Raw genomic sequence first — 21,725 nt, forward strand, 5'->3', positions numbered from 1 at the left:
ATACGCCGCAGCGTGACCGTGCCGTCGTGCGCGACGCGCTGGGCGTGGGCGTCGCGGTCGGTCTCTCCGGCTTCGCCTTCGGCGTGACCGCGGTGGAGGCCGGCATCAGCACCGCCCAGGCGTGCGCGCTGAGCCTGCTGGTCTTCACCGGCGCCTCGCAGTTCGCCCTCGTCGGGGCGCTCGCCGCGGGCGCGGGACCGCTCACCGCCGCGGCCGGTGCGTTCTTCCTCGGCGTGCGGAACGCCTTCTACGGTCTGCGGCTCGCCGCACTGCTGCGGCTGCCGCGTGCCGTACGTCCGCTCGCCGCCCACATGGTCATCGACGAGACGGCGGCGGTCACCCTCGCACAGCGGACCCGGCGCAGCGCCCGCATCGGCTTCACCGTCACCGGCGTGACGGTCTTCGTCCTGTGGAACCTCACCACGCTGCTCGGTGCGCTCGGGGCGGGCGCACTGGGCGACACCGCGACATGGGGACTGGACGCGGCCGGTCCCGCGGTCTTCCTCGCGCTGCTGGCGCCCATGCTCCGTACCGGCGCGGCCCGCGCGACCGCGGCTCTGGGCGCGGCACTCGGCCTCGGGCTGCTGCCCGTACTGCCGGGCGGAGTGCCGGTGCTGCTCGCGGCGCTGGCGGCACCGGCCGTGCTGCTGGCGCAGGGGCTGAGGGACAGGCGGCGGGGGCGGAAGCCGGGCGGCGGCTGCGCAGCGTCGGAGGACGGGATCGGCACCGGCACCGGTACCGAGGAGGCCACCGGTACCGCGGAGGCCACCGGCACCGAGGAGGCCACCGTCCCCGAGGAGGCCCCCGGTTCCGAGGACGGCGCCGGGCCGGGGGAGGGGCGGCTGTGAGCGTGTGGATCGCCGTCGGCGTGACGGCCCTCGGCTGCTACGCCGCGAAGCTGCTGGGGCTGTCCGTGCCGCAGGGCATGCTTGAACACCCCTTCGTCAAGCGGCTCGTGACGCTGCTTCCGGTCGCGCTGCTCGCCGCGCTGACGGCGCAGCAGACCTTCGGCGACGGCGGCTCGCTGCTGTTGGACGCGAGGGCCGCCGGGCTCGGGGCGGCGGCGGTGACGCTGGTGCTGCGGGCTCCCTTCCTGGTGGTCATCGCCACGGCGGTGCTGGTCACCGCGGCGGTACGGGCGCTGGGATGGGGCGCATGAGGAGCGGGGAGCCGGGTCCGGAGCCGGGGGCCGTGTACGGCGGGCGCACGGCAGGCCGGGCCGGGGCTGGATACTGGACCCATGCGGTTGACTGACTTCTGGCAGCGGATGGCGGAGCACTTCGGCGAGACCTACGCGGACTCCTTCGCCCGTGACCATGTGATGTCGGAGCTCGGCGGCCGTACGGTGCACGAGGCCCTGGCGGCCGGCTGGGACGCGAAGGACATCTGGCGCACCGTCTGCGCCGTCATGGACGTGCCCGCAGAGAAGCGGTGAACGCCGTACGGGCGGCAGCGTCAGCCCGGCCCAACTCGCCCTTTTGAACAGGGATTTCGTGAGTTGTCCACAGATTTTCAGAGTGGGTTGACGTAAAAATCGAACATCGATTCTTATGGAGGCCCTGGCGGGTACTCCCGCTCCGGCCTTCCGGCCGGGGAGCGGGGAGCCGGGCCGATTGTCAGTGGCAGACGCTAGCGTCGTGGACGTGAAGCGATCGACTCAAGCAAACCGGGTGGCACCCATGGCAGAAACCGACCGCGAGAAGGCGCTCGAAACCGCCCTCGCGCAGATTGAGCGGCAGTTCGGCAAGGGCGCCGTGATGCGCATGGGGGAGCGGCCGAACGAGCCGGTCGAGGTCATCCCCACCGGGTCCACCGCTCTCGACGTCGCACTCGGCGCCGGAGGTCTCCCCCGCGGCCGCGTGGTGGAGGTGTACGGGCCGGAGTCCTCCGGCAAGACGACCCTGACGCTGCACGCGGTGGCCAACGCGCAGAAGGGCGGCGGCACCGTCGCGTTCGTCGACGCCGAGCACGCGCTCGACCCGGAGTACGCGAAGAAGCTCGGCGTCGACACGGACGCGCTGATCCTCTCCCAGCCGGACAACGGCGAACAGGCCCTGGAAATCACGGACATGCTCATCCGCTCCGGCGCGCTCGACCTGATCGTCATCGACTCCGTCGCCGCGCTCGTGCCGCGTGCGGAGATCGAGGGCGAGATGGGCGACTCGCATGTGGGTCTCCAGGCCCGGCTGATGAGCCAGGCGCTGCGGAAGATCACCGGTGCGCTCAACCACTCCAAGACCACGGCGATCTTCATCAACCAGCTGCGTGAGAAGGTCGGGGTCATGTTCGGGTCGCCGGAGACCACGACCGGCGGCCGGGCGCTGAAGTTCTACGCATCCGTGCGGCTCGACATCCGCCGGATCGAGACGCTCAAGGACGGCACCGACGCGGTGGGCAACCGCACCCGGGTCAAGGTCGTGAAGAACAAGGTCGCACCGCCGTTCAAGCAGGCCGAGTTCGACATCCTCTACGGACAGGGCATCAGCCGCGAGGGCGGGCTGATCGACATGGGCGTGGAGAACGGCTTCATCCGCAAGTCCGGCGCCTGGTACACGTACGAGGGCGATCAGCTGGGCCAGGGCAAGGAGAACGCCCGCAACTTCCTGCGTGACAACCCCGATCTGGCCAACGAGATCGAGAAGAAGATCAAGGAGAAGCTGGGCATCGGTGTGGCGCCGGAGGAGCCCGGCGGCGAGCCGGGTGCCGATGCCGCCGGCGCGGCCGTGCCTCCCGCTGACGGGGCGGTCGACGCGGGGAAGGCGGCGCCGGTGTCGAAGGCGAAGGCTCCCAAGTCGGCTGCCACGAAGAGCTGATCCGTGACGCGGCGCACGCCATGGCCGGATCAAGACAGCGGTGGCCCCACTTCGTCGAGGGCCGAGGTGGGGTCACCGCGCAAGTCCCGTAGGTCACGCGGACGTTCGTCCGGTGGTCCGCTGCGCTCGGACGAGGGTGAGCCGTCCTCCGACGACGCCGAGGAGGGGGAGTACCCGGGCCCTGGGTACGGGGACGACGGCGACAGAGAGGACGGCGACGGCGATCCGGATGGCGATGGGGAAGCCGGCAGCCGGAAGGGCAGGGGTGGTACGCCGGGGCCGGGCAGTGATCCGGCGAAGGATCCGCCGAAGGACCCGGTGGAGCAGGCGCGGTCGATTTGTCTGAGACTGCTCACCGGTACGCCGAGGACGCGGCAGCAGCTCGCCGGCGCCCTGCGTAAACGGGAGATCCCCGACGAGGCCGCCGAAGAGGTGCTTTCGCGCTTCGAGGAGGTCGGGCTGATCGACGACGTCGCCTTCGCGGACGCGTGGGTGGAGTCCCGCCATCACAGCCGTGGGCTCGCGCGGGGGGCGCTCGCTCGTGAGCTGCGTACCAAGGGCGTGGACTCCCAGGTCATCGAGGACGCCGTGGGCCAACTCGACGCGGAGCGCGAGGCGGAGACGGCACGCGCTCTGGTGGAGGGCAAGCTGCGCTCCACCAGGGGGCTGGACCGGGAGAAGCGCATACGACGCCTCGCCGGGATGCTCGCTCGCAGGGGGTACGGGGAGGGGCTGGCGCTGCGGGTCGTACGGCAGGCGCTGGAGGAAGAGGGAGAGGACTCCGAGGCGCTGGACCGGTATCTGCCGGACGAGTAGCCGCGGTGCTCGCCCGGCCGCAACTCCTCCCCGTCTCCTTGCACTTCGGCACTCCCGCGGACGGCGCCTCGGCCTAACGGCGTGCCCCGCGGGAGGGGGCGGGGGGGCGGTGATCCGGCAGGGTGCCGCCGCGTACCGCGTCGGCGACCGATCTCAACTGGGCGGTGCGCGGGCCCGGCAGGGCCGCCACCAGATGACCGTCGGGCCGTATCATCAGCAGGGTGTGCGCCGCGGCGCCCGGATACTCCTCCGTCACCAGCAGCCTGGCCTTGAGGGGCAACGCGCCGACGGCGGCGGCGAGTTCGGGCATCATGCCCGCCGAGAGCCAGTGGCGGCTGTCCCACACGGCGGTGCCGGGTGCGACGAGCAGCACCGTGAGCTCGCAGTCCGGGCCCGTGAGTTGCTCGCGAAGCCGTCCGCGCTCCCCGTTCAGCGCGATCACGGGCACGTCGGCGACGGGCGCCCCGGGCGGCGTCTCGACGGGCACGGTGTCGACGGCGTTCCGCGGAGGGGTGAGCGGCGAGCCCCGGTACACGGCGGGTGCGCCCAGCAGCCCGCGTCCCAGGTGACCGTCCGTCAGCAGCTCCAGCGGGGTGCGGGAGCCGCCGCCCGGCAGCATCGACCGCAGCCCTCCGCCCTCCCGGCGTACCAGGGGCAGGGCCTGGTCGACGGCGCGCAGCCGGGCTCCGACGGCGCCGCGCCGTTCCGACTCGTAGCTGTCCAGGAGGACTTCGACCGCGTCGCGGTCGACGCGGGGTCCACGTACGCCGTTGGCTTCGTGCCAGGCCATTGCGAGTTTCCAGGCGAGGTTCGCGGCGTCGCGCAGCCCTTCGTCCACGGACTGGACGCCGAGCGCGCCGACGAGATGGGCCGCGTCGCCCGCGAGGAACGTGCGCTGCACGCGCCAGCGGCGGGCGAGGCGCTGGTGGGAGGTGTACACGCCGGTGTCGAGGAGCTCGTACGGCGCGGCCTCACCCGTGGAGCCGGCAGCGGCCCCCGCACCGGCCCCCGCACCCGCACCGGCAACGGTGCCCGCGCCCGAACCGGCACCGGCTCCCGCGCCACCTCCGTCCGCGTGCCACTGTCCGAGCGTGTCGTGGATGCGTTCCAACAGGGCTTCCGGCGTGACGAGTTCGCCGCGCGGCGGAAGCAGCCAGTCCAGCCGCCACGCCCCGTCCGGCAGCGGGCGGGCCGTCACCTCCGTCTGCGGTACGGATCCCGCCGGGCCCGTCCGTCCGGCGCCTCCTCCGCCACCCAGTTCACGGTGCAGCAGGGCCTGTTCACCCCAGGGAAGCTCCGTCCGCAGCGCCGCGACCGCGTGCCGTTCGACGGCGGTGCGGCCCGCGAATCCCACACCGAGGAGTTTCCTCACGGTCGATCGCGCCCCGTCGCAGCCGACCAGATAGCTGCCGCGCCACCAGGTGCCGCCACGGGCCGCCGCACGGGAGTCGCCATGCGCACCGGAACCGCCCGGCCCGCCGGATCCGGAGTCCCCTTCGCCGCCGCCGTCCTCGTCGCCAGCCGGCAGGAGTGCCCCGCGTGGTCTGGTGTGCGCGGTGACCCCGGTCGCGTCCTGCTCGATGATGTCGACGTGGCTGCGCGTGACGATCTGGGCGAGCCGCTCCTTCCCGATCGCGGCACGAAGACCCCGTTCCAGCTCGTGCTGTTCCACATGGACCGGGGAGGTCTCGTCGGTCAACTCGACGTCCTGGACGAGCTGCCGGCGGCGCCGTGTGCTCCAGCGGGTCCAGCGGGCGCAAGGAACGGTGGTGTGCGGGGCGGTCAACGCCGTGAGCCATGAGGCAGTGTCGGGGCGGAGGACACAGCTGCGGGCCGCACGCACGGTCGCTTCGCCGTGGCCGTTGTCCAGCACGAGTGACGGCACTCCCGACTTCGCGAGTGCCAGTGACAGGGCGAGTCCGGCCGGCCCCGCGCCGACGACGATGACTTCGGACTCGCTCACGCGCTGCTCTCCGAGCGGTGCCGGGCACCGCGGACCGCCCGGCCCGCACCGGCGGTTGAGAAGGCGGAAGCGGAAGCGGGTGGAGCACAGTGCGCGATCACGAAACGTATGCAACCCAGTGCCAGGTCACGCGTCAAGCTGAGCCGGAACGGCGGGAGCGGCGGCCCGGACAGACCGTGACAAGTCCAGGCCGCCGCCCCTGAGTTCGGCTCGCGCGCTCCAGCCCGTCCCTCTCCCCGGCTCTCCGGGCCCGCGCGCTCCGCGTCCGGCAGCTTTCCGCGTCCGCTCGCCCTCCGCCCGCGTTCCGTGAGCACGGGCGGCCCGGCGTCAGGCCGCGGGCCCCGCGCCGCCGCCCATGTCTGGTGCCGCGGTCTGCGCCTCGGCCACCTGGATGCCGGTCTTGGCGCGGCGTCCGCGCCGCTCGATCCAGTTCGCGAGTGCGGACAGGGCGAGGCACATGGCGACGTAGATGGCGCCGAAGACCAGCACGACGGGCACGTACGGGTTCTCCCCGTCGACGAGGATGGTGCTGGCCAACTGCCGTCCGGCGTAGAGCAGTTCCTCGTAGGTGATGACGAAGCCGAGCGAGGTGTCCTTCAGCGTCACGACGAGCTGGCTGACGATCGTCGGCAGCATGGACCGTACGGCCTGCGGGATGAGGACCGTCGTCATCACCTGGGTCTTGCTCATGCCCAGCGCGTACGCGGCCTCGGTCTGCCCCTTGGGCACCGCGAGGATTCCGGCGCGCAGCACCTCGGCCTGCACCGCGCCGTTGTACAGCGTGAGGCCCAGGACCACCGCCCACAGCGGCTCGCTGGTGAAGAAGCCGACCCACAGCACGTAGATGGTGATCAGCAGGGGCACGGCGCGGAACAGTTCGATGACGCCGGTCGCGGCCCAGCTGACGGGCCTGTGGTCGGACAGCCGCGCCACGGCGAGCAGTGCGGCGAGCACCAGCGACAGCACGCCCGCCATCGCGAAGGCCTGAAGGGTGCTGATGATGCCCTCGGCGATGGAGTTGCGTACGCCCTGGTAGTTGAAGATGTCCCACATCGCGCCGTTCAGCTGGCCCTTGGCCGCCAGCCGGTAGACGACGAAGGCGAGGAGAGCGAGGAGCACGGCGGTGCCGACGACGGCGTAAGTGCGGTTGCGCGCGCGGGCCTTGGGACCCGGTGCGTCGAAGAGTACGGACGAGCTCATCGGGCGACCTCCAGCCTGCGCTCCAGCAACCGGAAGAGGCCGCTGATCAGGAAGACGAGCACGAGGTAGGCGAGGGCCACCCAGACGAAGATGACCATGACGTTGTAGCCCTTGTCGCTCAGCACCTTCTGGACGCTGAAGAGCTCGGGGTTGTTGAAGGCGCCGGCGATAGCGGAGTTCTTGGTGAGGGCGATCATGATGCTGCTCAGCGGCGGGATCACGGTCCGGGTCGCCTGCGGGAGCACCACCATGCGGAGCGTCTGCACGAAGGTCATGCCCAGGCTGCGGGCGGCCTCCGCCTGCCCGAGCGGCACGGTGCTGATGCCGGAGCGCACCGCCTCGCACACGAACGACGAGGTGTAGAAGCCCAGCGCCAGCACGCCCAGGATGTACGTGCTGATGCCGGGGAAGGCTATTTGCGGCAGTACGAAGAAGGCCACGAGGAACAGCAGCGTCAGTGGGGTGTTGCGCAGCACCGTGACCCACGCGGTGCCGAACGCGCGCAGCGGCGGCACCGGCGAGACCCGGAAGCCGGCTATCAGCACGCCGAGCACGAGGGAGAGCGCGGCGCTGGCCGCGGTCAGAGAGACCGTTCCGATGAATCCGTCTCGGAACAGGTCCAGGTGGTCGAGCAGAACATTCATGGGGTCTCCGCAGGGCGGTCAGGGAAGACCGCGTCCCGTACGCCCGCCCGTGCTTGGAAGGGCGTACGGGACGCGGGTGGCGCGCCGGGCGGCCGGAGCCGCGCCGACGGGCGCCGGCTCCGAGCCGTCGGCTCTCGAGCCTCGGCGCTGAGCCGTCAGTTGCGCTCCAGGGCCGGCGGCTCCTCGAACTTCGAGCCGGACTTGCCCAGCGTCGCGTCGTAGGCCTTCTTGTAGCTGCCGTCCTTCTGGTGCGCCTCGACGGCGTCGAGCACGGCGTTCTGGAGCTCCTTGTCGCCCTTCTTCAGGCCGATGCCGTACGGCTCCTCGCTGAAGGTCTTGCCGACGACCTTGAGCTTGGTCGGACGCTCGGCGGCGTAGCCCTTGAGAATCGCGTCGTCGGTGGTCATGGCGTCGACCTGGCCGTCGAGGAGCTGCTTGACGCAGTCCGTGTACTTGCCGAACTCGACCGGCTCGGCCCCGTACTTGGACTTGTTGTCCTTGAGGTTCTGAAGCGGCGTGGAGCCGGTGATGGAACAGACCTTCTTGCCCTTGATGCTGTCGGGGCCCTTGATCGACTTCTCGTCCTTGCGGACCAGCAGGTCCTGACCGGCCATGTAGTACGGGCCGGCGAAGGCGACCTGCTTCTTCCGCTCGTCGTTGATGGTGTACGTGCCCACCATCAGGTCGACCTGGCCCTTCGAGATCGCCGTCTCGCGGACCGAGGAGTCGATCGTCTTGAACTGGATGTCCTTCGCGCCGAAGCCCAGGTCGGCGGCGACCATCTTGGCGACCTCGATGTCGAAGCCCTCGTACTTATTGGTCGAGGGGTCCTGGAAGCCGAGGTAGGGCTGGTCGGACTTGGCGCCGATGATCAGCTTGCCGCGCTTCTGCGCCTTCTTGATCACGGGGGAGTCGACCTTGACGTCCTTGGCGACCTCGTACGTCGGCAGCGCCTTGGTGTCCGTGTCACCGCCCGGCTTGTCACCGGCGGTGCCCTTCTTGCCTCCGCAGGCGGTGGCTGACAGGGCGAGCGTGAGGACCACGGCCGCCGAGGCGGCGGTCTTGCGGAACTTCATGATGGGCATCCCTTGCTAGGTGTTCTGCTGCTGGTCGGCGGTCGTGCGGGCGGTCTCGTACGGTGCGTACGGGCACGTGCACGGGTCGTACGACGTCGGTGGCCGTACGCCGGGTTCCGCCGGTCCGTGGGCCTTGCGGTCCGCCGCGGCGCCCGGCCCCCCGGCTGCCGGTGGGGTGGCAGCCGGACGGCCGGCGAACCGGGCGGCGGGACCGGCGTTCGCTCCGTGCGGGCGGACTCGTCGCCGGCGGTCGTGCTGGTGCGGATGCTGCTTCTGGCGCTGCCTCTGGGGTCTGGTGCTGAACTCGGATCGTGCTGGAACTCGGATCTGAACGGTTCGGATCGGAACGGATCGGAATGCTGGACGTGCTCCGGAGTTCCGGAGTTCTGGTGTCTGCCGCCTGGCGAAGAACTCCCTCAGCGGCACATCAGTGGTGAAGGATCTTCGCGAGGAAGTCCTTCGCCCGGTCACTGCGGGGGTTGTTGAAGAACTGGTCCGGAGTCGCCTCCTCGACGATCCGGCCGTCCGACATGAAGACGACCCGGTTCGCCGCCGAGCGCGCGAAGCCCATCTCGTGCGTGACGACGACCATCGTCATGCCCTCGTCGGCGAGCTGCTTCATCACCTCGAGGACCTCGTTGATCATCTCGGGGTCCAGCGCGGAGGTGGGCTCGTCGAAGAGCATCACCTTGGGGTCCATGGCGAGCGCGCGGGCGATGGCCACCCGCTGCTGCTGACCCCCGGAGAGCTGCGCGGGGTACTTGTCGGCCTGGTTGCCGACCCCGACCCGGTCGAGAAGCGCCCGCGCCTTCGTCTCGGCGGCCTGCTTGTCGGTGCGGCGGACCTTGGTCTGGCCGAGCATCACGTTCTCGAGCACCGTCTTGTGCGCGAAGAGGTTGAAGGCCTGGAAGACCATTCCGACGTCCGCACGGAGCCTGGCCAGCGGCTTGCCCTCCTCGGGCAGCGGCTTGCCGTCGATGGAGATGCTGCCGGAGTCGACGGTCTCGAGGCGGTTGATGGTGCGGCACAGCGTCGACTTGCCCGACCCGGAGGGCCCGATGACGACGACGACCTCTCCGCGGGCGATGGTCAGGTCGATGTCCTGGAGCACGTGCAGAGCACCGAAGTGCTTGTTCACGTGGTCCAGTACGACCAGATCGTCCGCGGCCGCCGCGGCGTCCTTGGCCACCGATACTTCGCTCATCGGCGTGTAGCTCCGTCCTCGTCGGTTGCGAGGACACTAATGAGCGACTGCCAGCAGCGTCATTACATCTGAGGGGAAATTGAGCATAACGATCCCGTCGCGGAACGGACCCGGCCACGCAGGCGGCGCGGAATCCGTAGTCTGTCGTACCGGCTGAATAACGGAAGCCCCGTGCCACAGGGAGCCCCTTGACTCACCTGCGCCGATACGGGTGGATGCAGTACCCGGGCGCGTGGACGCATGTGCCGGATCGTGTACGACCGCGCGCCGGGGCGGCATCGCGGAGGGAGGGAGGCCCGAGTGAGGCTGCTGCTCGTCGAGGACGACATCCACGTCGCCACGGCGCTCTCCGCCGTGCTCGCACGGCACGGCTTCGACGTCGTGCACGCCCGCGGCGGCGAGGAGGCCCTGCGTGAGCTTCTGCCCTCCGAGGACGTGGCGCCCTTCGGCGTCGTGCTGCTCGATCTGGGCCTGCCGGACCAGGACGGCTTCGAAGTCTGCGGCCGTATAAGGAAGATCAGCTCCACGCCCGTGATCATGGTGACGGCGCGCGGCGGCGTGCGCTCCCGTATCCACGGTCTCAACCTCGGCGCCGACGACTACGTCGTGAAGCCTTACGACACCGGCGAGCTGCTGGCCCGTATCCATGCCGTCAGCCGCCGTGCCGCCCCCGAGGAGAGCGCGGAGTCGGGGCGCGACGAGAACACCCCCGCGGACAGCACGCTCCGGGTCGGTGCCGTGACCATCGAACTGCCCACCCGGCAGGTGTGCGTGGACGGGTCCCCCGTGGCCCTGACGCGGAAGGAGTTCGACGTGCTGGCGCTGCTCGCACAGCGGCCCGGTGTCGTCTTCCGGCGCGAGCAGATCATCAGCGAGGTCTGGCGCACCAGCTGGGAGGGGACGGGGCGGACCCTGGAGGTGCATGTGGCGTCGCTGCGCTCGAAGCTGCGGCTGCCCGCGCTGATCGAGACCGTGCGCGGAGTCGGCTACCGCCTCGTCGAACCGTCGCAGACGGCTTAGGCGTACGGGCCGGGATACCGAGGGACCAGGGGACCGGGAGCCGAAGAGAACATGCACGCACGTCTGCTGCCACTGCTGATCGTCCTGCTCGCCGGTGTGCTGCTCGCCCTGGGCTTCCCGCTCGCCATGAGCCAGGCCGCGGCCGAGCAGCAGCGCGTCGTCGTCGACCGCATCGACGACACCGCGCGCTTCGCCGCGCTCGCCCAGTTCGTGGCCTCCTCGCCGGACGAGGACGAGCGGCTGGCCATACTCCGGGACGAATTGCACCGCTATCACACCCTGTACGGCATCGACGCCGGCGTCTTCCTGCGCGACGGCCGCGCCCTCGGCGTCTCGCCCGGCGGCTGGAGGGTGCCGGAGTCGGGCCAGGGCGCGGACGCGTTCGCGGAGGCGCTCGCGGGCCGGCGCAGCCACGACCCCGAGCAGGTGTGGCCGTGGCAGGACGAGCACATAGCCGTCGCCTCGCCCGTCATCCGGGACGGCGACGTGGCGGCGGTCGTCCTCACCGATTCGCCGACGGGGCAGATGCGTTCGCGCATCCTCCAGGGCTGGCTTCCGATCGTCGCCGGAGAGGCGGCGGCGATGCTGCTCGCCGTGGGGCTGGCGCTGCGGCTGACGGGATGGGTGCTGCGTCCCGTGCGTACGCTGGACCGGGCCGCGCACGAGATCGCCGTCGGCGAGTTCAAGTCCCGTGTCGCCGCGTCGGGCGGCCCTCCCGAGTTGCAGCGGCTTGCCCACTCCTTCAACGAGATGGCCGACAACGTCGAGAACGTGCTGGAGCAGCAGCGCGCCTTCGTCGCCGACGCCTCGCACCAGCTGCGCAATCCGCTCTCCGCGCTGCTGCTGCGGATCGAGCTGCTCGGTCTCGAACTGCCCGAGGGGGACGAGGAGTTCAAGTCCGTACAGGCCGAGGGGAACCGTCTGGCCCGGGTGCTGGACGATCTGCTCGCCCTGGCCCTCGCCGAGCACTCACCCGCCGACCTCCAGCTGACGGACGTCGCGGAGGTGGCGGCCGAGCGCGTCGAGGCATGGCGTCCCGTCGCGGAGATCAAGGGCGTCGTGCTGGAGTGGGCGGGCCGCAAGGCGGTGACGGGATGGGCCGATCCGGTCGCGCTGTCCAGCGCGCTGGACGCCGTCGTCGACAACGCGATCAAGTTCACGCCGGAAGGCGAGAGCGTCACCGTCGGCGTCTCCAGGGAGAACTCCAGCGTCATCCTGGAGATCGCGGACCACGGGCCGGGGCTCACCGAGGAGGAGATGGAGCGCATCGGCGACCGCTTCTGGCGCAGCAACCGCCACCAGAACATCTCGGGCTCGGGACTCGGGCTGTCCATCACCAGGGCGCTGCTCGCATCGGGCGGGGCGAAGCTGGAGTACGCACACAACGACCCGAAGGGCCTGCGCGTCGTGATCACCGTGCCGCGCACCCGCCCGTCGGCGGACGACGACGAGGGGGGAGACGCCGGGAGCCGGGCGGTGGTCTCCTTGATCAAGCGCCCGAAGGAGCCCGCCTCCAGGGAGGGGTGACGGGCGTGCGCGGGCCCGGCCCTCGCTCGGAACCCCAGCCCGCCGGTCCGCCGGTCCGACGGTCCGCCGGGACGGCGGGGCGGAGCCCGACGTGCGGGCCCCGCCTGCCGGTCACGTGTCTGCCGGCCTCACGCCTGCCGGTCACGCGCCTGTCGCGGGCCTTCGGCTCCCTACGCCCTCGCCAGGCGGAGCGTCAGGATCTGGAAGGGCCGCAGAGTCACCTGGACCGAGCCGTCCGGCGAGAGGCCGTACGTACCGGCGCCCTCCATCGGGCGTTCCAGTAGGTCCGTCTCGCTCACCGACGTCACCGGCGTGCCGGCCGACAGCACCGCGTGGGCCCGACCGCCGTGCGACTCGTACAGCCGCACCACCACGTCGCCGCTGCGGTCGTCCGCCAGCTTGACCGCTTCGACGACCACCTGGTCGTCGTCGACGCCGACCAACGGGGCGACCGCGGAGCCGCCGCCGTGCACCGTGCGTTCCGGGAGGTTGATCCGGTGGCCCTCCCGCACCGCGTCACCGACGGTCGCGCCGGGTGCGAGCGCGAAGCGCAGCCGGTGCGTGCCCTGGTCGGTCTCCGGGTCCGGGTAGCGGGGCGCGCGCAGCAGCGAGAGGCGCACGGTGGTGGTCTGCCCGCCGTCCTCGCGGACCGTACGGGTCACGTCGTGCCCGTACGTCGAGTCGTTGACGAGCGCCGCGCCCCAGCCGGGCTCCTCAACCTGGATCCAGCGGTGCGCGCAGATCTCGAACTTCGCCGACTCCCACGAGGTGTTGGTGTGCGTCGGCCTGAAGACGTGCCCGAACTGGGTCTCCGCCGCCGACCGGTCCGCCTTCACATCCAGCGGGAAGGCAGCCTTGAGGAACATCTCGGTCTCGTGCCAGTCCACTTCGGTGTCGATGTCCAGCACCTTCGAACCGGTCCGCAGCGTCAGCCGCTGCACCACCGTCGAGCCGCCGAAGGAGCGCGCGACGCGCACCGTGGCGCGCTTACCGTCCGACTCGGCCAGCTCCAGCGCGTCCGTGCCGGTGAGGTCGGTGACCTCGTGCCGGTAGAAGCGGTCGACGTCCCACGCGTCCCAGTGGTTGGGCAGATCGGGGTGGATCTGGAGCAGGTTGGCGGCCGCGCCCGGTGCGACGCTCTCCCGCCTGCCCTCCTCGTCGTACGCGGAGACGACGAGACCGCGGCCGTCGATCTCGATCCGCAGCAGGCCGTTGCCCAGCACCCAGCCGCCGCCGTCGCGCTCCTCCGCCGTGACGGGCGCACCGCCCGCTCGCTGCGCGGCCGGTGCGGCGCCGCCCGCGGGCACTCCGTCTCGCGCGTGCGGCGCTGCGTTGAAGACGAGCGGCTCGTCGCCCTCGCCCGCGAGCGCGGCCTGCGCGCCCGCCACGATCTCCTCCAGCTCGGCCCGTACACGCGCATACGTCTCACGTGCCTCGCGGTGCACCCAGGCGATCGAGGAGCCGGGCAGGATGTCGTGGAACTGGTGCAGCAGCACCGTCTTCCACAGCTCGTCCAACTGCTCGTACGGGTACGGGTGTCCGGCCCGTACGGCAGCCGTCGCCGCCCACAACTCGGCCTCGCGCAGCAGGGATTCGCTGTGCCGGTTGCCCTGCTTGGTCTTCGCCTGCGAGGTGTACGTGCCGCGGTGCAGCTCCAGATACAGCTCGCCGGCCCACACCGGGGCCTTGCTCCCGTACTCCTCCTGCGCCTTGGAGAAGAACGCCGACGGCTTCTCCACGGTCACCCGCGGCGAGCCCTCCAGATCCTTCAGCCGCTCCGCGCGCGCCAGCATCTCGCGCGTCGAACCGCCGCCGCCGTCGCCCCAGCCGAAGGGGGCCAGCGAACGTGAACCGACGCCCTTCTCCTGGTAGTTGCGCGCGGCGTGCGCCATCTCGGCGCCGCCCAGGTCGGAGTTGTAGGTGTCGACCGGCGGGAAGTGGGTGAAGACGCGGGTGCCGTCGATGCCCTCCCACCAGAAGGTGTGGTGCGGGAACTTGTTCGTCTCGCTCCACGAGATCTTCTGCGTCAGGAACCACTTGGCGCCCGCCAGCTTCACGATCTGCGGCATCGCCGCCGTGTAGCCGAAGGAGTCCGGCAGCCACACCTCACGGGTCTCGACGCCGAACTCCTCCAGGAAGAAGCGCTTCCCGTAGACGAACTGCCGCGCCATGGCCTCGCCGCCGACCATGTTCGTGTCGGACTCGACCCACATGCCGCCCACCGGCACGAACTGGCCGTCCGCCACCTTCTTCTTGACCTTCGCATAGACCTCGGGCCGGTACTGCTTGATCCAGTCCAGCTGCTGGGCCGAGGACATGGCGAAGACGAAGTCCGGGTGGTCGTCCATGAGATTGACCATGTTCGACGCCGTACGGGCCACCTTCCGTACGGTCTCCCGCACCGGCCACAGCCACGCCGAGTCGATGTGCGCGTGCCCGACGGCGCTGATGCGGTGCGCGGAGGGGCGCGCGGGAGCGGACAGCACAGCGCTGAGGGCGGCACGCGCGCGGGAGGCGTTGCCAACGATGTCATGGACGCCGAGAGCGTCGAGGGCCTCCTCGATCCCGCGCAGCAGCTCCCAGCGCCGCGCGTCCTCCAGAGGCAGCTCCTTCATCAGCGACCCGGCCACCTCCAGGTCCTGCACCAGCTCCCACACCTCGGACTCGAAGACCGCGAGGTCCATGCGGCGCAGCCGGTAGAGCCGGCGGTCGCCGGAAGTGAGCCGGTCGCCCTGATACGTGGGCAGCTGCGGCGTGTTGACGATCGGGTTCGCCGCCGCCTCGACGAACAGCTCGACGGCCTCCCAGCCGGCGGCGGAGTCGGCGACACGGACCCAGTCGTTGCGCGGATTGAGCGCCTTCACGGCCTCGCCGTCGGCCCGGTAGACCAGGCCCTCGCACTGGAAGCCCGGCATGTTCCGCTCGAAGCCCAGGTCCAGCACCGCCTCGACGGCACGGCCCCGCCACTCCTGCGGCACCTGCCCGGTCACCTTGAACCACGTCGTGCCCCACGCCGGGCCCCACCGCTCACCCGCCTTCGAGGGCCCGTACGGCGCGGCGAGTCCCTCCGCCACCGGCACGGGCTCGCCCGGCGCGTCCCAGCGCTCGACGGTCAGGGGGAGGGGACTGCTGTATACGGCGGGCTTGATCCGCTCTGCCAGGACACGGCGCAGGCGGTCCTCAACGATGCGGCGGTCGTCGTGCATGGCACTGCTCCGATCTACGGGTCCTCGGGTGCTCGTTACGTTCCACCTGGTGAGGAGCCTGCCATCCCGTCGGCCGCCGCGACAGCGTTGTGTTTCAGCCCGCGGTCGCGTATGGGAGGGGGCCGGTCCGTGCGCTTCTCCGCACGGTGGGCGACGGGCCGTCCGGCTCCTTGAGGCAGGGTGTGCGGTGCCTCCGAGCGCAGTGCCGCCGAGAGGTGCCGCCGAGCGAAGTCACTCGGAGGACGCGCAGTGGCTCCGAGGACGCGCAGCGACTCCGAGCGCAGCGACTCCGAGGCCCAGGACCGACCCGCCTCGGCGGACGGCACGTACGCCCGGGGAGCCGAACTGGTACGCAGGTACCTCGTACCAGCTGATTCTCTCGACCGATCACGTCCGGGCGGACACTCTCAGTGTCGTGAAAGCCCAGACCGCAGGCGCCCGGGCCGAAATCGGCGCGCCCGTATACGAATTCGTGCAGCTCTTCAGCTCGACCCCGCGGGGTGCCCGCCTCGCCCGGCTGATGGGCACCCAGCAACTGGCCGCGTGGGGCTGGCCGTACGACGACGAGGTCTCCCTGACGGCCTCGCTCCTCATCGCGGAACTCGCGACGAACGCCGCCACCCACGGCCGGGTCACGGGCCGCAGCTTCCGGCTCCGCCTGCTGACCGGCCCTGGCCTGCTGCTCCCCGCCACCCTCCGGATCGAAGTCGCGGACGCCAGAGGGGAGTCCGCGCCGGAGCGGCCTCAACTCCCCGCCCCGGACGCCGAGTCGGGCCGCGGCCTGCTCCTCGTCGAGACGCTCGCGAGCCGCTGGGGCGTCGCTCCGCGCTCGCCGTCCGGCAAGACGGTGTGGGCGGACCTGGATCTGTCCCCGGCCGGTCTGAGCCGGGCCTACGGTCCGGGCCCGGCGGCCGGACCGTAGGTCTGCTGCCCGACTCCCGCCGTGCGTACGGCAGTCGGCCGCCGGCCGGCCGCGTTCGCCACCCACGCCACTCCTCACGTGCGACTACGATGACCACGTTCCGGAAGGCGGAAGACGGCGGACAACGGGGGCGTTCCGTGGCCGGGTACAACCCGCTCCAGTTCTCACTCATCAACGACGAGCCGGTGGCCGACGCACAGGCGGACCTGCTGCGCGCCCGCGACCCCGCGCAGCAGCTCGCCGCGCTGCTGGTCGCCTCGCGCAGCTCCACGCCCTTCACCCTGGCCGTCGACTCGGGGTGGGGGACCGGCAAGAGCAGCCTGATGCGCCTCGTCGACAAGGAGCTGACGGACGTTCACAAGGCCCGCACGGTCTGGTACAACGCGTGGACTTCGTCGGACGAGGACGCCCTCGAGGGCCTGATCAAGTCCGTTCTGATGCGCCTCGACAAGCGGATCGTGCGCCGCGTGATCCAGAGCTTCGCCGAGCGCAGGACCCTGCGGGCGGTCTTCCGCGCCGTGTTCGTGCTGCTCGTCGGAATGCTCGGTCTGGCACCGCTGGTGAACCGCTTGTGGAAAGAGTTCTCCGTGAGCCCGCAGGCCCGTAACGCCACGCGGCAGGCGATCAGAACGGCGGTGCAGGACCGGGTCGAGAGCGGCGACTTCTCGCCCCGGGAGCTGCTGGTCGTCTTCGTCGACGACCTCGACCGCTGCTCGGAGGAGACGGTCCTCGCGGTGTGCGAGGCGGTGAAGGTCTATCTGGACGTGCCGGGGGTCGCCTTCGTCATCGGCTGCGACCGCTCGGCGCTCGCGTCCAACGGCCTGCTGCGCGATCTGTCGCCCGCCGGTTCGGCGTTCATGGAGAAGATCTTCCAGACGACCTACCGGATTCCCGTGCCGGACAGCGGCGGCATCGAGGACTTCGTACGCCGCTGCGCGTACGACTCGGGCATTCACATGCTGCTCAACGACGGGCTGGTCTCCCGTATCGCCGAGCACTCCGAGCGCAATCCGCGGCGCATCAAGAAGCTGATCAACGGCTTCGTGCTGGAGGTCGGACTCAACCCACTGTGGCGGGACTTCGTCTCCAAGGCCGCCGACACGGTCATCAGCGCCCTCGTGCTCCAGTACCTCTACCCGGACTTCTACCGGATGCTGGCCGGCCGGATCGGCGCCTACGGTGACGTGCTCTCCGAGTTCCGGACCTACCGCCAGGTCCGGCTGAGGCTGCTGGAGGTCGACGACGACGCGGCGAGCGACGCGGAGATGGCTGGCTTCTTCGCGGAGCATCAGGTGCGGCAGCCGACGCCGGGGAACGCGAACGGCTGGGCGGAGAACCTGGCCGAGCTGGAAGCACAACTGCCCAGCGGCTTCCCCCAGTTGGTCAACGACCGGGGATTCACCTCGCTCATCGACGACCTGATGGAACAGCCGGAGGCAGAGGAGCTGATCAACCGGCTCCGGCAGCAGCCGCTCCGCAGCGCGGCGGAGCCCGCGGCGCCTCAGCCGGAGCCGTATGCGCCCGCGTACCAGGCCCCCGGCGGCTACCCGCAGTACCAGGGCGTGCAGTCGTATCCGGGTATCCCTGGACCGCCGTATCCGGCGGTCCAGGGATATCCGCCGCCGGCGTATCCGGCCGAGGCCGTCGCGCCGGACGGTCCGCGGGGACGGCCCGCGCAGGCCCTGGAGGGCATGCGCATCCTCTGGATCGACGACAACCCGTCCAGCGTGGAGCTGGACGCGCGGGCGATGCGCAGAGCCGGAGCGTCGGTTGAGGTGGTGGCGGACCGGGCGGAGGCGGAGCGCCAACTCGGCGCAGGCAGCCACGACTTGCTGATCTCGGACATCACGCGCGGCTCGGACCAGGAGGCCGGGTTCAACGATGTGGTGGGGCTCTCCCGCGGCGAGTTCTACACCGGCCCGGTGATCTTCTTCACCGGCCGGATCACGCCCGCGCGCGAGGCGAAGGCCGAGGAGTTGGGGGCAGGGATCACCGCGAGCCCGGACGTGCTCCAGCAGTTGGTCGCCAGGGTGGCGGCCGGGCGCGAGGCGCGGGACGAACCGCGGCCGTACTCGCAGCCGCAGCCGCAGTCTTACCAGGAGTCCCGGTAGGCCCGACTCCCGTGCCGGAGGCCGCAGTCCGCGCCGCCCGTGTCAGGCACCCGCCGGGGGCGGCGAGCGCCTGGCCGCACGCCCGGCGGAAGGAGCGGAAGGAGTGGCCTTCCGCTCCGCCGTGTCATCGTGCCCCCGTCCCGTCCCGTTCGCGCCGGTCGTGCCGCCGGTCTCGCCCGAGTCGGCCGCCTCGCTCGATCCGGCCGTCTGCCGTGACTGCTCCACGATCCGCTGTAGGGCCGAGACGTGGCGCTCCAGCGCCTCGCGCCCGCTCTCGCTCAGGTTCAGCCAGGTACGCGGTCGCTTGCCCACGTACCCCTTCTCGGTCTCGACGTAGCCCTGCCTGCTCAACGTCGTGACCTGCTTGGACAGCGCCGAGTCGGACATGCTCACGGAGTCGCGGACCCAGCCGAACTCGGCCCACTCCGTGGCCGCGAGCAGCGACACGATCGACAGCCGCGTCGGGTCGAGGAGGAGCGGGTCGAAGTCCGGGCGCGTCATGGCCGTACGGCGTCGGTGCCGCGCGGCGTGCGCCTGCCGAGCGAGAGCAGGCCGCGCTCCATGGCGGGGCTGAAGAACGCGACGGTGACCGCCAGCACGACTCCCAGGCCCGTGTGCCAGTACGGGACGTCGCCGAGGTGCATCCGGTTACCGGCGTAGCCGAGTCCGATGGCGAGGGCGACGATCGCGAACGGTATCCACTGCGTGTACTGGGTGGCGTGGGCGGCCGCCTTCCTGTCGACGCGGACGGACCGGCCGAGGAGACCGGAGCCGCGCCGGGTCCGCAGCAGCACCGCGTACGTGACGACCACCAGCGAGAAGCCGAGGTACACCCACGTGCGCGCGTCGCTGCCGAGGAAGTCCTGAGAGGCGAGATAGCCGAGCATCACGAGGCCCATGGCCACCCGCACCCAGAGCGCTTCGCCCGTCGCGGTGCTGATCGCCTGCTCCTCCCGCCGCTCGATCTGGTCCAGTGCGCGTGCCGCCTCCTCGGGCGTCGGACGTCGCTCCGTCATCGTGACCACTCCAGTGCTTTCTCTCGTCGAAACTACTTTCCTGTAAGGAAAGTAGCACTGCCTCATCCGGCGCGGCAAGTGCTTTCCTGAGTGGAAAGTGACTGTGTGCGGGGGGAGTTGGGGCGGGCGGCCTGTGGAGGTGGGGTAGGTACCGGGATCGACGTCGAGATCCGCGGGCCGCCCGGCGGCATGAGACAGCGCGTTCGCGCGCCAGACAGCGCATTGGCATCACGCCGGGACGACGGCCCGCGGGCGGCGGGCAGCGGCCGGGGGTTCGTCACGCGGCCACGAACTGCCGGGCGGGGCTCAGGGCTTGACGGACCTGTAGTAGTGCCGCGCTCCGCGGTGCAGCGGCAGCGGGGTCGTGTATATCGCCGTGCGCCGGTCGACCTTCTGCGCCGCGTGCACCTTCTCGCCGATCTGGTCGCGGCTGTTGAGCACGGCGCGCGTCATGCCCTCGGTCAGCGCGGTGTCCGTACGGTCGGTCGTCACCAGCAGGTTGGCCACGGCCACGGTGCTGACCGGTTCGCCCTGCTGCACCGCCGGATAGGCGTCGGCGGGCATCACCGCGGCGCGGTAGTGGCGCGTCTCGGGTTCGAGGGCGTGGAGCTTCTCCACCAGGTCGCCGAGCTGTACGAGCTGGATGTTGGTCTTCGCGGACAGGTTCTCGATGGCGGTGGTGGGCAGGCCTCCGGACCAGAAGAACGCGTCGATCTTGTCCTTCTCCAGCAGGTCGGGCATCCGGTCGATGCCCTGGTGCACCGCGTGCACGTCCTTGTCGGCGTCGAGGCCCGCGGCGCGCAGCAGCCGTCCGGCGATGAGGTTCACGCCGGAGCGCTCCTGTCCCATGCCGACCCGCATCCCCTTGAGGTCCTTCGCGCTGCGCACCGGGGAGCCCGCCGGGACGACGAGCTGCATGTAGTCGTCGTAGAGCCGGGCGCAGGCGCGCAGGCGCTCGGCGCCGGGCTGCTTGTCGTCGCGGTACGTGGCCACGGCGTCCGCCGCCGCGATGGTGAAGGAGGCCTTGCCGGAGGTGACCATGTCCAGGTTCTGCACCGACCCCTCGCTGGCCAGCAACCGCAGCCGTACGTCGGGCAGTTCGCGGTGCAGCCGGTCCTTGAGGAGGCTGCCGTAGCGCGCGTACACGCCGGTGGGCACGCCCGTCGCGAACTCGACCGTGCCGCCCGGGGAGGCGCCGCCGCCGGGTATCAGCCACCACAGCAGCACTCCCAGCACGACGGCCAGTACACCGGCGACGCGCAGTGGTTGCCGCATGCCGCGGCGGAGGCTGCCGCTCATGCGGTCTGCGGTAGTGCGGAGGCTGAACATGAGCGAGATCGTGCCAGTCCCGCGCCCGGGACGCGAGAGGCCGTGAACGTGGGAACACAGCGCTCGCCGGGCGGTGTCCGACTGCCGCACGGCCGGGTCGCGTCCGTGGCTCCGGGTCTCGCGGTCAACGCGGTCAACGCGGTCAACGCGGTCAACGCCTGCGCAGCCCGTGCAGCAGCTTCCCGACGGCGTCGGACACGACGGGCTCCAGGTCCTCGGAGCCGAGCATCCCGCCGGCCTTCAGCGCGGTCAGCCCGTGAAGCGTCGCGAGAGCGACCTGGGCCAGGGACTCCGGGTCGCCGGGCACGAGTTCGCCCGTCTCCTGCGCGTCCGCGATGACCCCGAGCGCGACCGCGAACGCCCGCTCCGCGGCGGCGTGCACGGATTCGGCTCCCTCGCGGTGCTTGCCGGCGTACATCAGCTCCAGCAGCGCCGCGTGCCGGGTCGCGAAGCGCACGTACGCGCGGGCGAGGGCCTGGAGCCTTGCGGTGCAGTCCGGTTCGGCCCCGCGCACGGCGGCTTCGAGGTCCTGGCCGAGCCGCACGAACCCCTCCTCGGCGAGCGCGTCCAGCAGCGCCTGGCGGTCTCCGAAGTGGCGCCGGGGCGCACCGTGGCTGACGCCGGTCTCGCGCGCGAGCTCGCGCAGCGACAGCGCCGCGACGCCGCGCTCCCGCACCGTCTCCTCGGCCCGTGCGAGAAGGGCGGAACGGAGGTTGCCGTGGTGGTAGGAGCGGGCGCACATGGCGGCAGAGTAGCCCAGCGCCGCACGCCGGCCGCCGGGTGAGAGCCGCTTGCGCGGGTAGCCGGGGGAGCGCGGCCAGGGGCGGTCAGGCGGAGCCCGCGGGGAGTTGACGACGCATGTTGTCACTGACTACATT

19 protein-coding genes are annotated in these 21,725 nt (G+C 71.1%); 9 read left to right on the top strand and 10 right to left on the bottom strand.

What is annotated here, in order from left to right; genetic code table 11:
* Nucleotides 1-26: 26 nt before the first annotated feature.
* The 5 genes from HCC61_RS13820 to recX all read left to right on the top strand — a co-directional run bounded on the left by HCC61_RS13820 (nt 27) and on the right by recX (nt 3,629).
* Complete coding sequence (locus HCC61_RS13820; protein WP_346777217.1) at nt 27-848, top strand: AzlC family ABC transporter permease; 822 nt, start codon at nt 27-29, stop codon at nt 846-848.
* Nucleotides 845-1,159, top strand: coding sequence for an AzlD domain-containing protein (locus tag HCC61_RS13825; protein ID WP_169135736.1), 315 nt, complete (start codon nt 845-847; stop codon nt 1,157-1,159). The genes HCC61_RS13820 and HCC61_RS13825 overlap by 4 nt, the downstream gene beginning before the upstream one ends.
* Nucleotides 1,160-1,240: 81 nt before the next feature.
* Nucleotides 1,241-1,435, top strand: coding sequence for a DUF3046 domain-containing protein (locus tag HCC61_RS13830; RefSeq protein ID WP_169135737.1), 195 nt, complete (start codon nt 1,241-1,243; stop codon nt 1,433-1,435).
* 244 nt (nt 1,436-1,679) lie between these two features.
* Nucleotides 1,680-2,813 (top strand): recombinase RecA, encoded by a 1,134-nt coding sequence (recA, locus tag HCC61_RS13835; protein ID WP_169135738.1) that lies wholly within the window; start codon nt 1,680-1,682, stop codon nt 2,811-2,813.
* Nucleotides 2,814-2,816: 3 nt separating this feature from the next.
* Complete coding sequence (recX, locus tag HCC61_RS13840) at nt 2,817-3,629, top strand: recombination regulator RecX (protein ID WP_346777183.1); 813 nt, start codon at nt 2,817-2,819, stop codon at nt 3,627-3,629.
* Between the two features lie 73 nt (nt 3,630-3,702).
* Here the strand turns inward: recX and HCC61_RS13845 are convergent, their stop codons facing one another.
* The 5 genes from HCC61_RS13845 to HCC61_RS13865 form a co-directional block, all read right to left on the bottom strand.
* Nucleotides 3,703-5,592 (bottom strand): FAD-dependent monooxygenase, encoded by a 1,890-nt coding sequence (locus HCC61_RS13845; RefSeq protein WP_169135739.1) that lies wholly within the window; start codon nt 5,590-5,592, stop codon nt 3,703-3,705.
* A 327-nt stretch (nt 5,593-5,919) separates the two neighbouring features.
* On the bottom strand, nt 5,920-6,792 hold the full coding sequence (locus HCC61_RS13850; protein WP_169135740.1) for an amino acid ABC transporter permease: 873 nt from the start codon (nt 6,790-6,792) through the stop codon (nt 5,920-5,922).
* Nucleotides 6,789-7,436 (bottom strand): amino acid ABC transporter permease, encoded by a 648-nt coding sequence (locus HCC61_RS13855; RefSeq protein WP_169135741.1) that lies wholly within the window; start codon nt 7,434-7,436, stop codon nt 6,789-6,791. The genes HCC61_RS13850 and HCC61_RS13855 overlap by 4 nt, the downstream gene beginning before the upstream one ends.
* Before the next feature lie 155 nt (nt 7,437-7,591).
* Nucleotides 7,592-8,512, bottom strand: coding sequence for a glutamate ABC transporter substrate-binding protein (locus HCC61_RS13860; protein ID WP_169135742.1), 921 nt, complete (start codon nt 8,510-8,512; stop codon nt 7,592-7,594).
* A 427-nt stretch (nt 8,513-8,939) separates the two neighbouring features.
* Nucleotides 8,940-9,716: an amino acid ABC transporter ATP-binding protein gene (locus tag HCC61_RS13865; protein ID WP_169135743.1), complete on the bottom strand. Its 777-nt coding sequence runs from the start codon at nt 9,714-9,716 to the stop codon at nt 8,940-8,942.
* A 300-nt stretch (nt 9,717-10,016) separates the two neighbouring features.
* Between HCC61_RS13865 and HCC61_RS13870 the strand changes: the two genes are divergently transcribed.
* Together HCC61_RS13870 and HCC61_RS13875 are read left to right on the top strand one after the other, a co-directional pair.
* Nucleotides 10,017-10,736: a response regulator transcription factor gene (locus HCC61_RS13870; RefSeq protein ID WP_169135744.1), complete on the top strand. Its 720-nt coding sequence runs from the start codon at nt 10,017-10,019 to the stop codon at nt 10,734-10,736.
* A 51-nt stretch (nt 10,737-10,787) separates the two neighbouring features.
* Nucleotides 10,788-12,263: a HAMP domain-containing sensor histidine kinase gene (locus HCC61_RS13875; RefSeq protein ID WP_169135745.1), complete on the top strand. Its 1,476-nt coding sequence runs from the start codon at nt 10,788-10,790 to the stop codon at nt 12,261-12,263.
* Nucleotides 12,264-12,433: 170 nt separating this feature from the next.
* On the opposite strand, the gene HCC61_RS13880 is transcribed toward HCC61_RS13875, so the two are convergent.
* Nucleotides 12,434-15,469, bottom strand: a complete 3,036-nt coding sequence (locus HCC61_RS13880; RefSeq protein ID WP_169135746.1) for a glycoside hydrolase family 38 C-terminal domain-containing protein — start codon at nt 15,467-15,469, stop codon at nt 12,434-12,436.
* Nucleotides 15,470-15,884: 415 nt separating this feature from the next.
* Between HCC61_RS13880 and HCC61_RS30690 the strand changes: the two genes are divergently transcribed.
* Both HCC61_RS30690 and HCC61_RS13890 read left to right on the top strand, forming a co-directional pair.
* On the top strand, nt 15,885-16,391 hold the full coding sequence (locus HCC61_RS30690; protein ID WP_346777184.1) for an ATP-binding protein: 507 nt from the start codon (nt 15,885-15,887) through the stop codon (nt 16,389-16,391).
* Nucleotides 16,392-16,528: 137 nt separating this feature from the next.
* Nucleotides 16,529-18,502: a P-loop NTPase fold protein gene (locus tag HCC61_RS13890; RefSeq protein WP_169135748.1), complete on the top strand. Its 1,974-nt coding sequence runs from the start codon at nt 16,529-16,531 to the stop codon at nt 18,500-18,502.
* Between the two features lie 42 nt (nt 18,503-18,544).
* Here the strand turns inward: HCC61_RS13890 and HCC61_RS13895 are convergent, their stop codons facing one another.
* From HCC61_RS13895 to HCC61_RS13910, 4 genes are all read right to left on the bottom strand, one after another.
* Entirely contained in the window at nt 18,545-19,003 is a 459-nt protein-coding gene (locus HCC61_RS13895; RefSeq protein ID WP_169135749.1) for a transcriptional regulator, read from the bottom strand.
* Nucleotides 19,000-19,518 carry a hypothetical protein gene (locus HCC61_RS13900; protein ID WP_169135750.1) on the bottom strand — a complete coding sequence of 173 codons (519 nt, stop codon included), beginning with the start codon at nt 19,516-19,518 and terminating at the stop codon, nt 19,000-19,002. The genes HCC61_RS13895 and HCC61_RS13900 overlap by 4 nt, the downstream gene beginning before the upstream one ends.
* A 306-nt stretch (nt 19,519-19,824) precedes the next feature.
* Complete coding sequence (locus tag HCC61_RS13905) at nt 19,825-20,817, bottom strand: TAXI family TRAP transporter solute-binding subunit (RefSeq protein WP_169135751.1); 993 nt, start codon at nt 20,815-20,817, stop codon at nt 19,825-19,827.
* 181 nt (nt 20,818-20,998) lie between these two features.
* Nucleotides 20,999-21,589 carry a TetR/AcrR family transcriptional regulator gene (locus tag HCC61_RS13910; RefSeq protein ID WP_169135752.1) on the bottom strand — a complete coding sequence of 197 codons (591 nt, stop codon included), beginning with the start codon at nt 21,587-21,589 and terminating at the stop codon, nt 20,999-21,001.
* Between the last annotated feature and the right edge of the window lie 136 nt (nt 21,590-21,725).

This window comes from Streptomyces sp. HNM0575, assembly GCF_012726265.1.
Classification (GTDB): domain Bacteria; phylum Actinomycetota; class Actinomycetes; order Streptomycetales; family Streptomycetaceae; genus Streptomyces.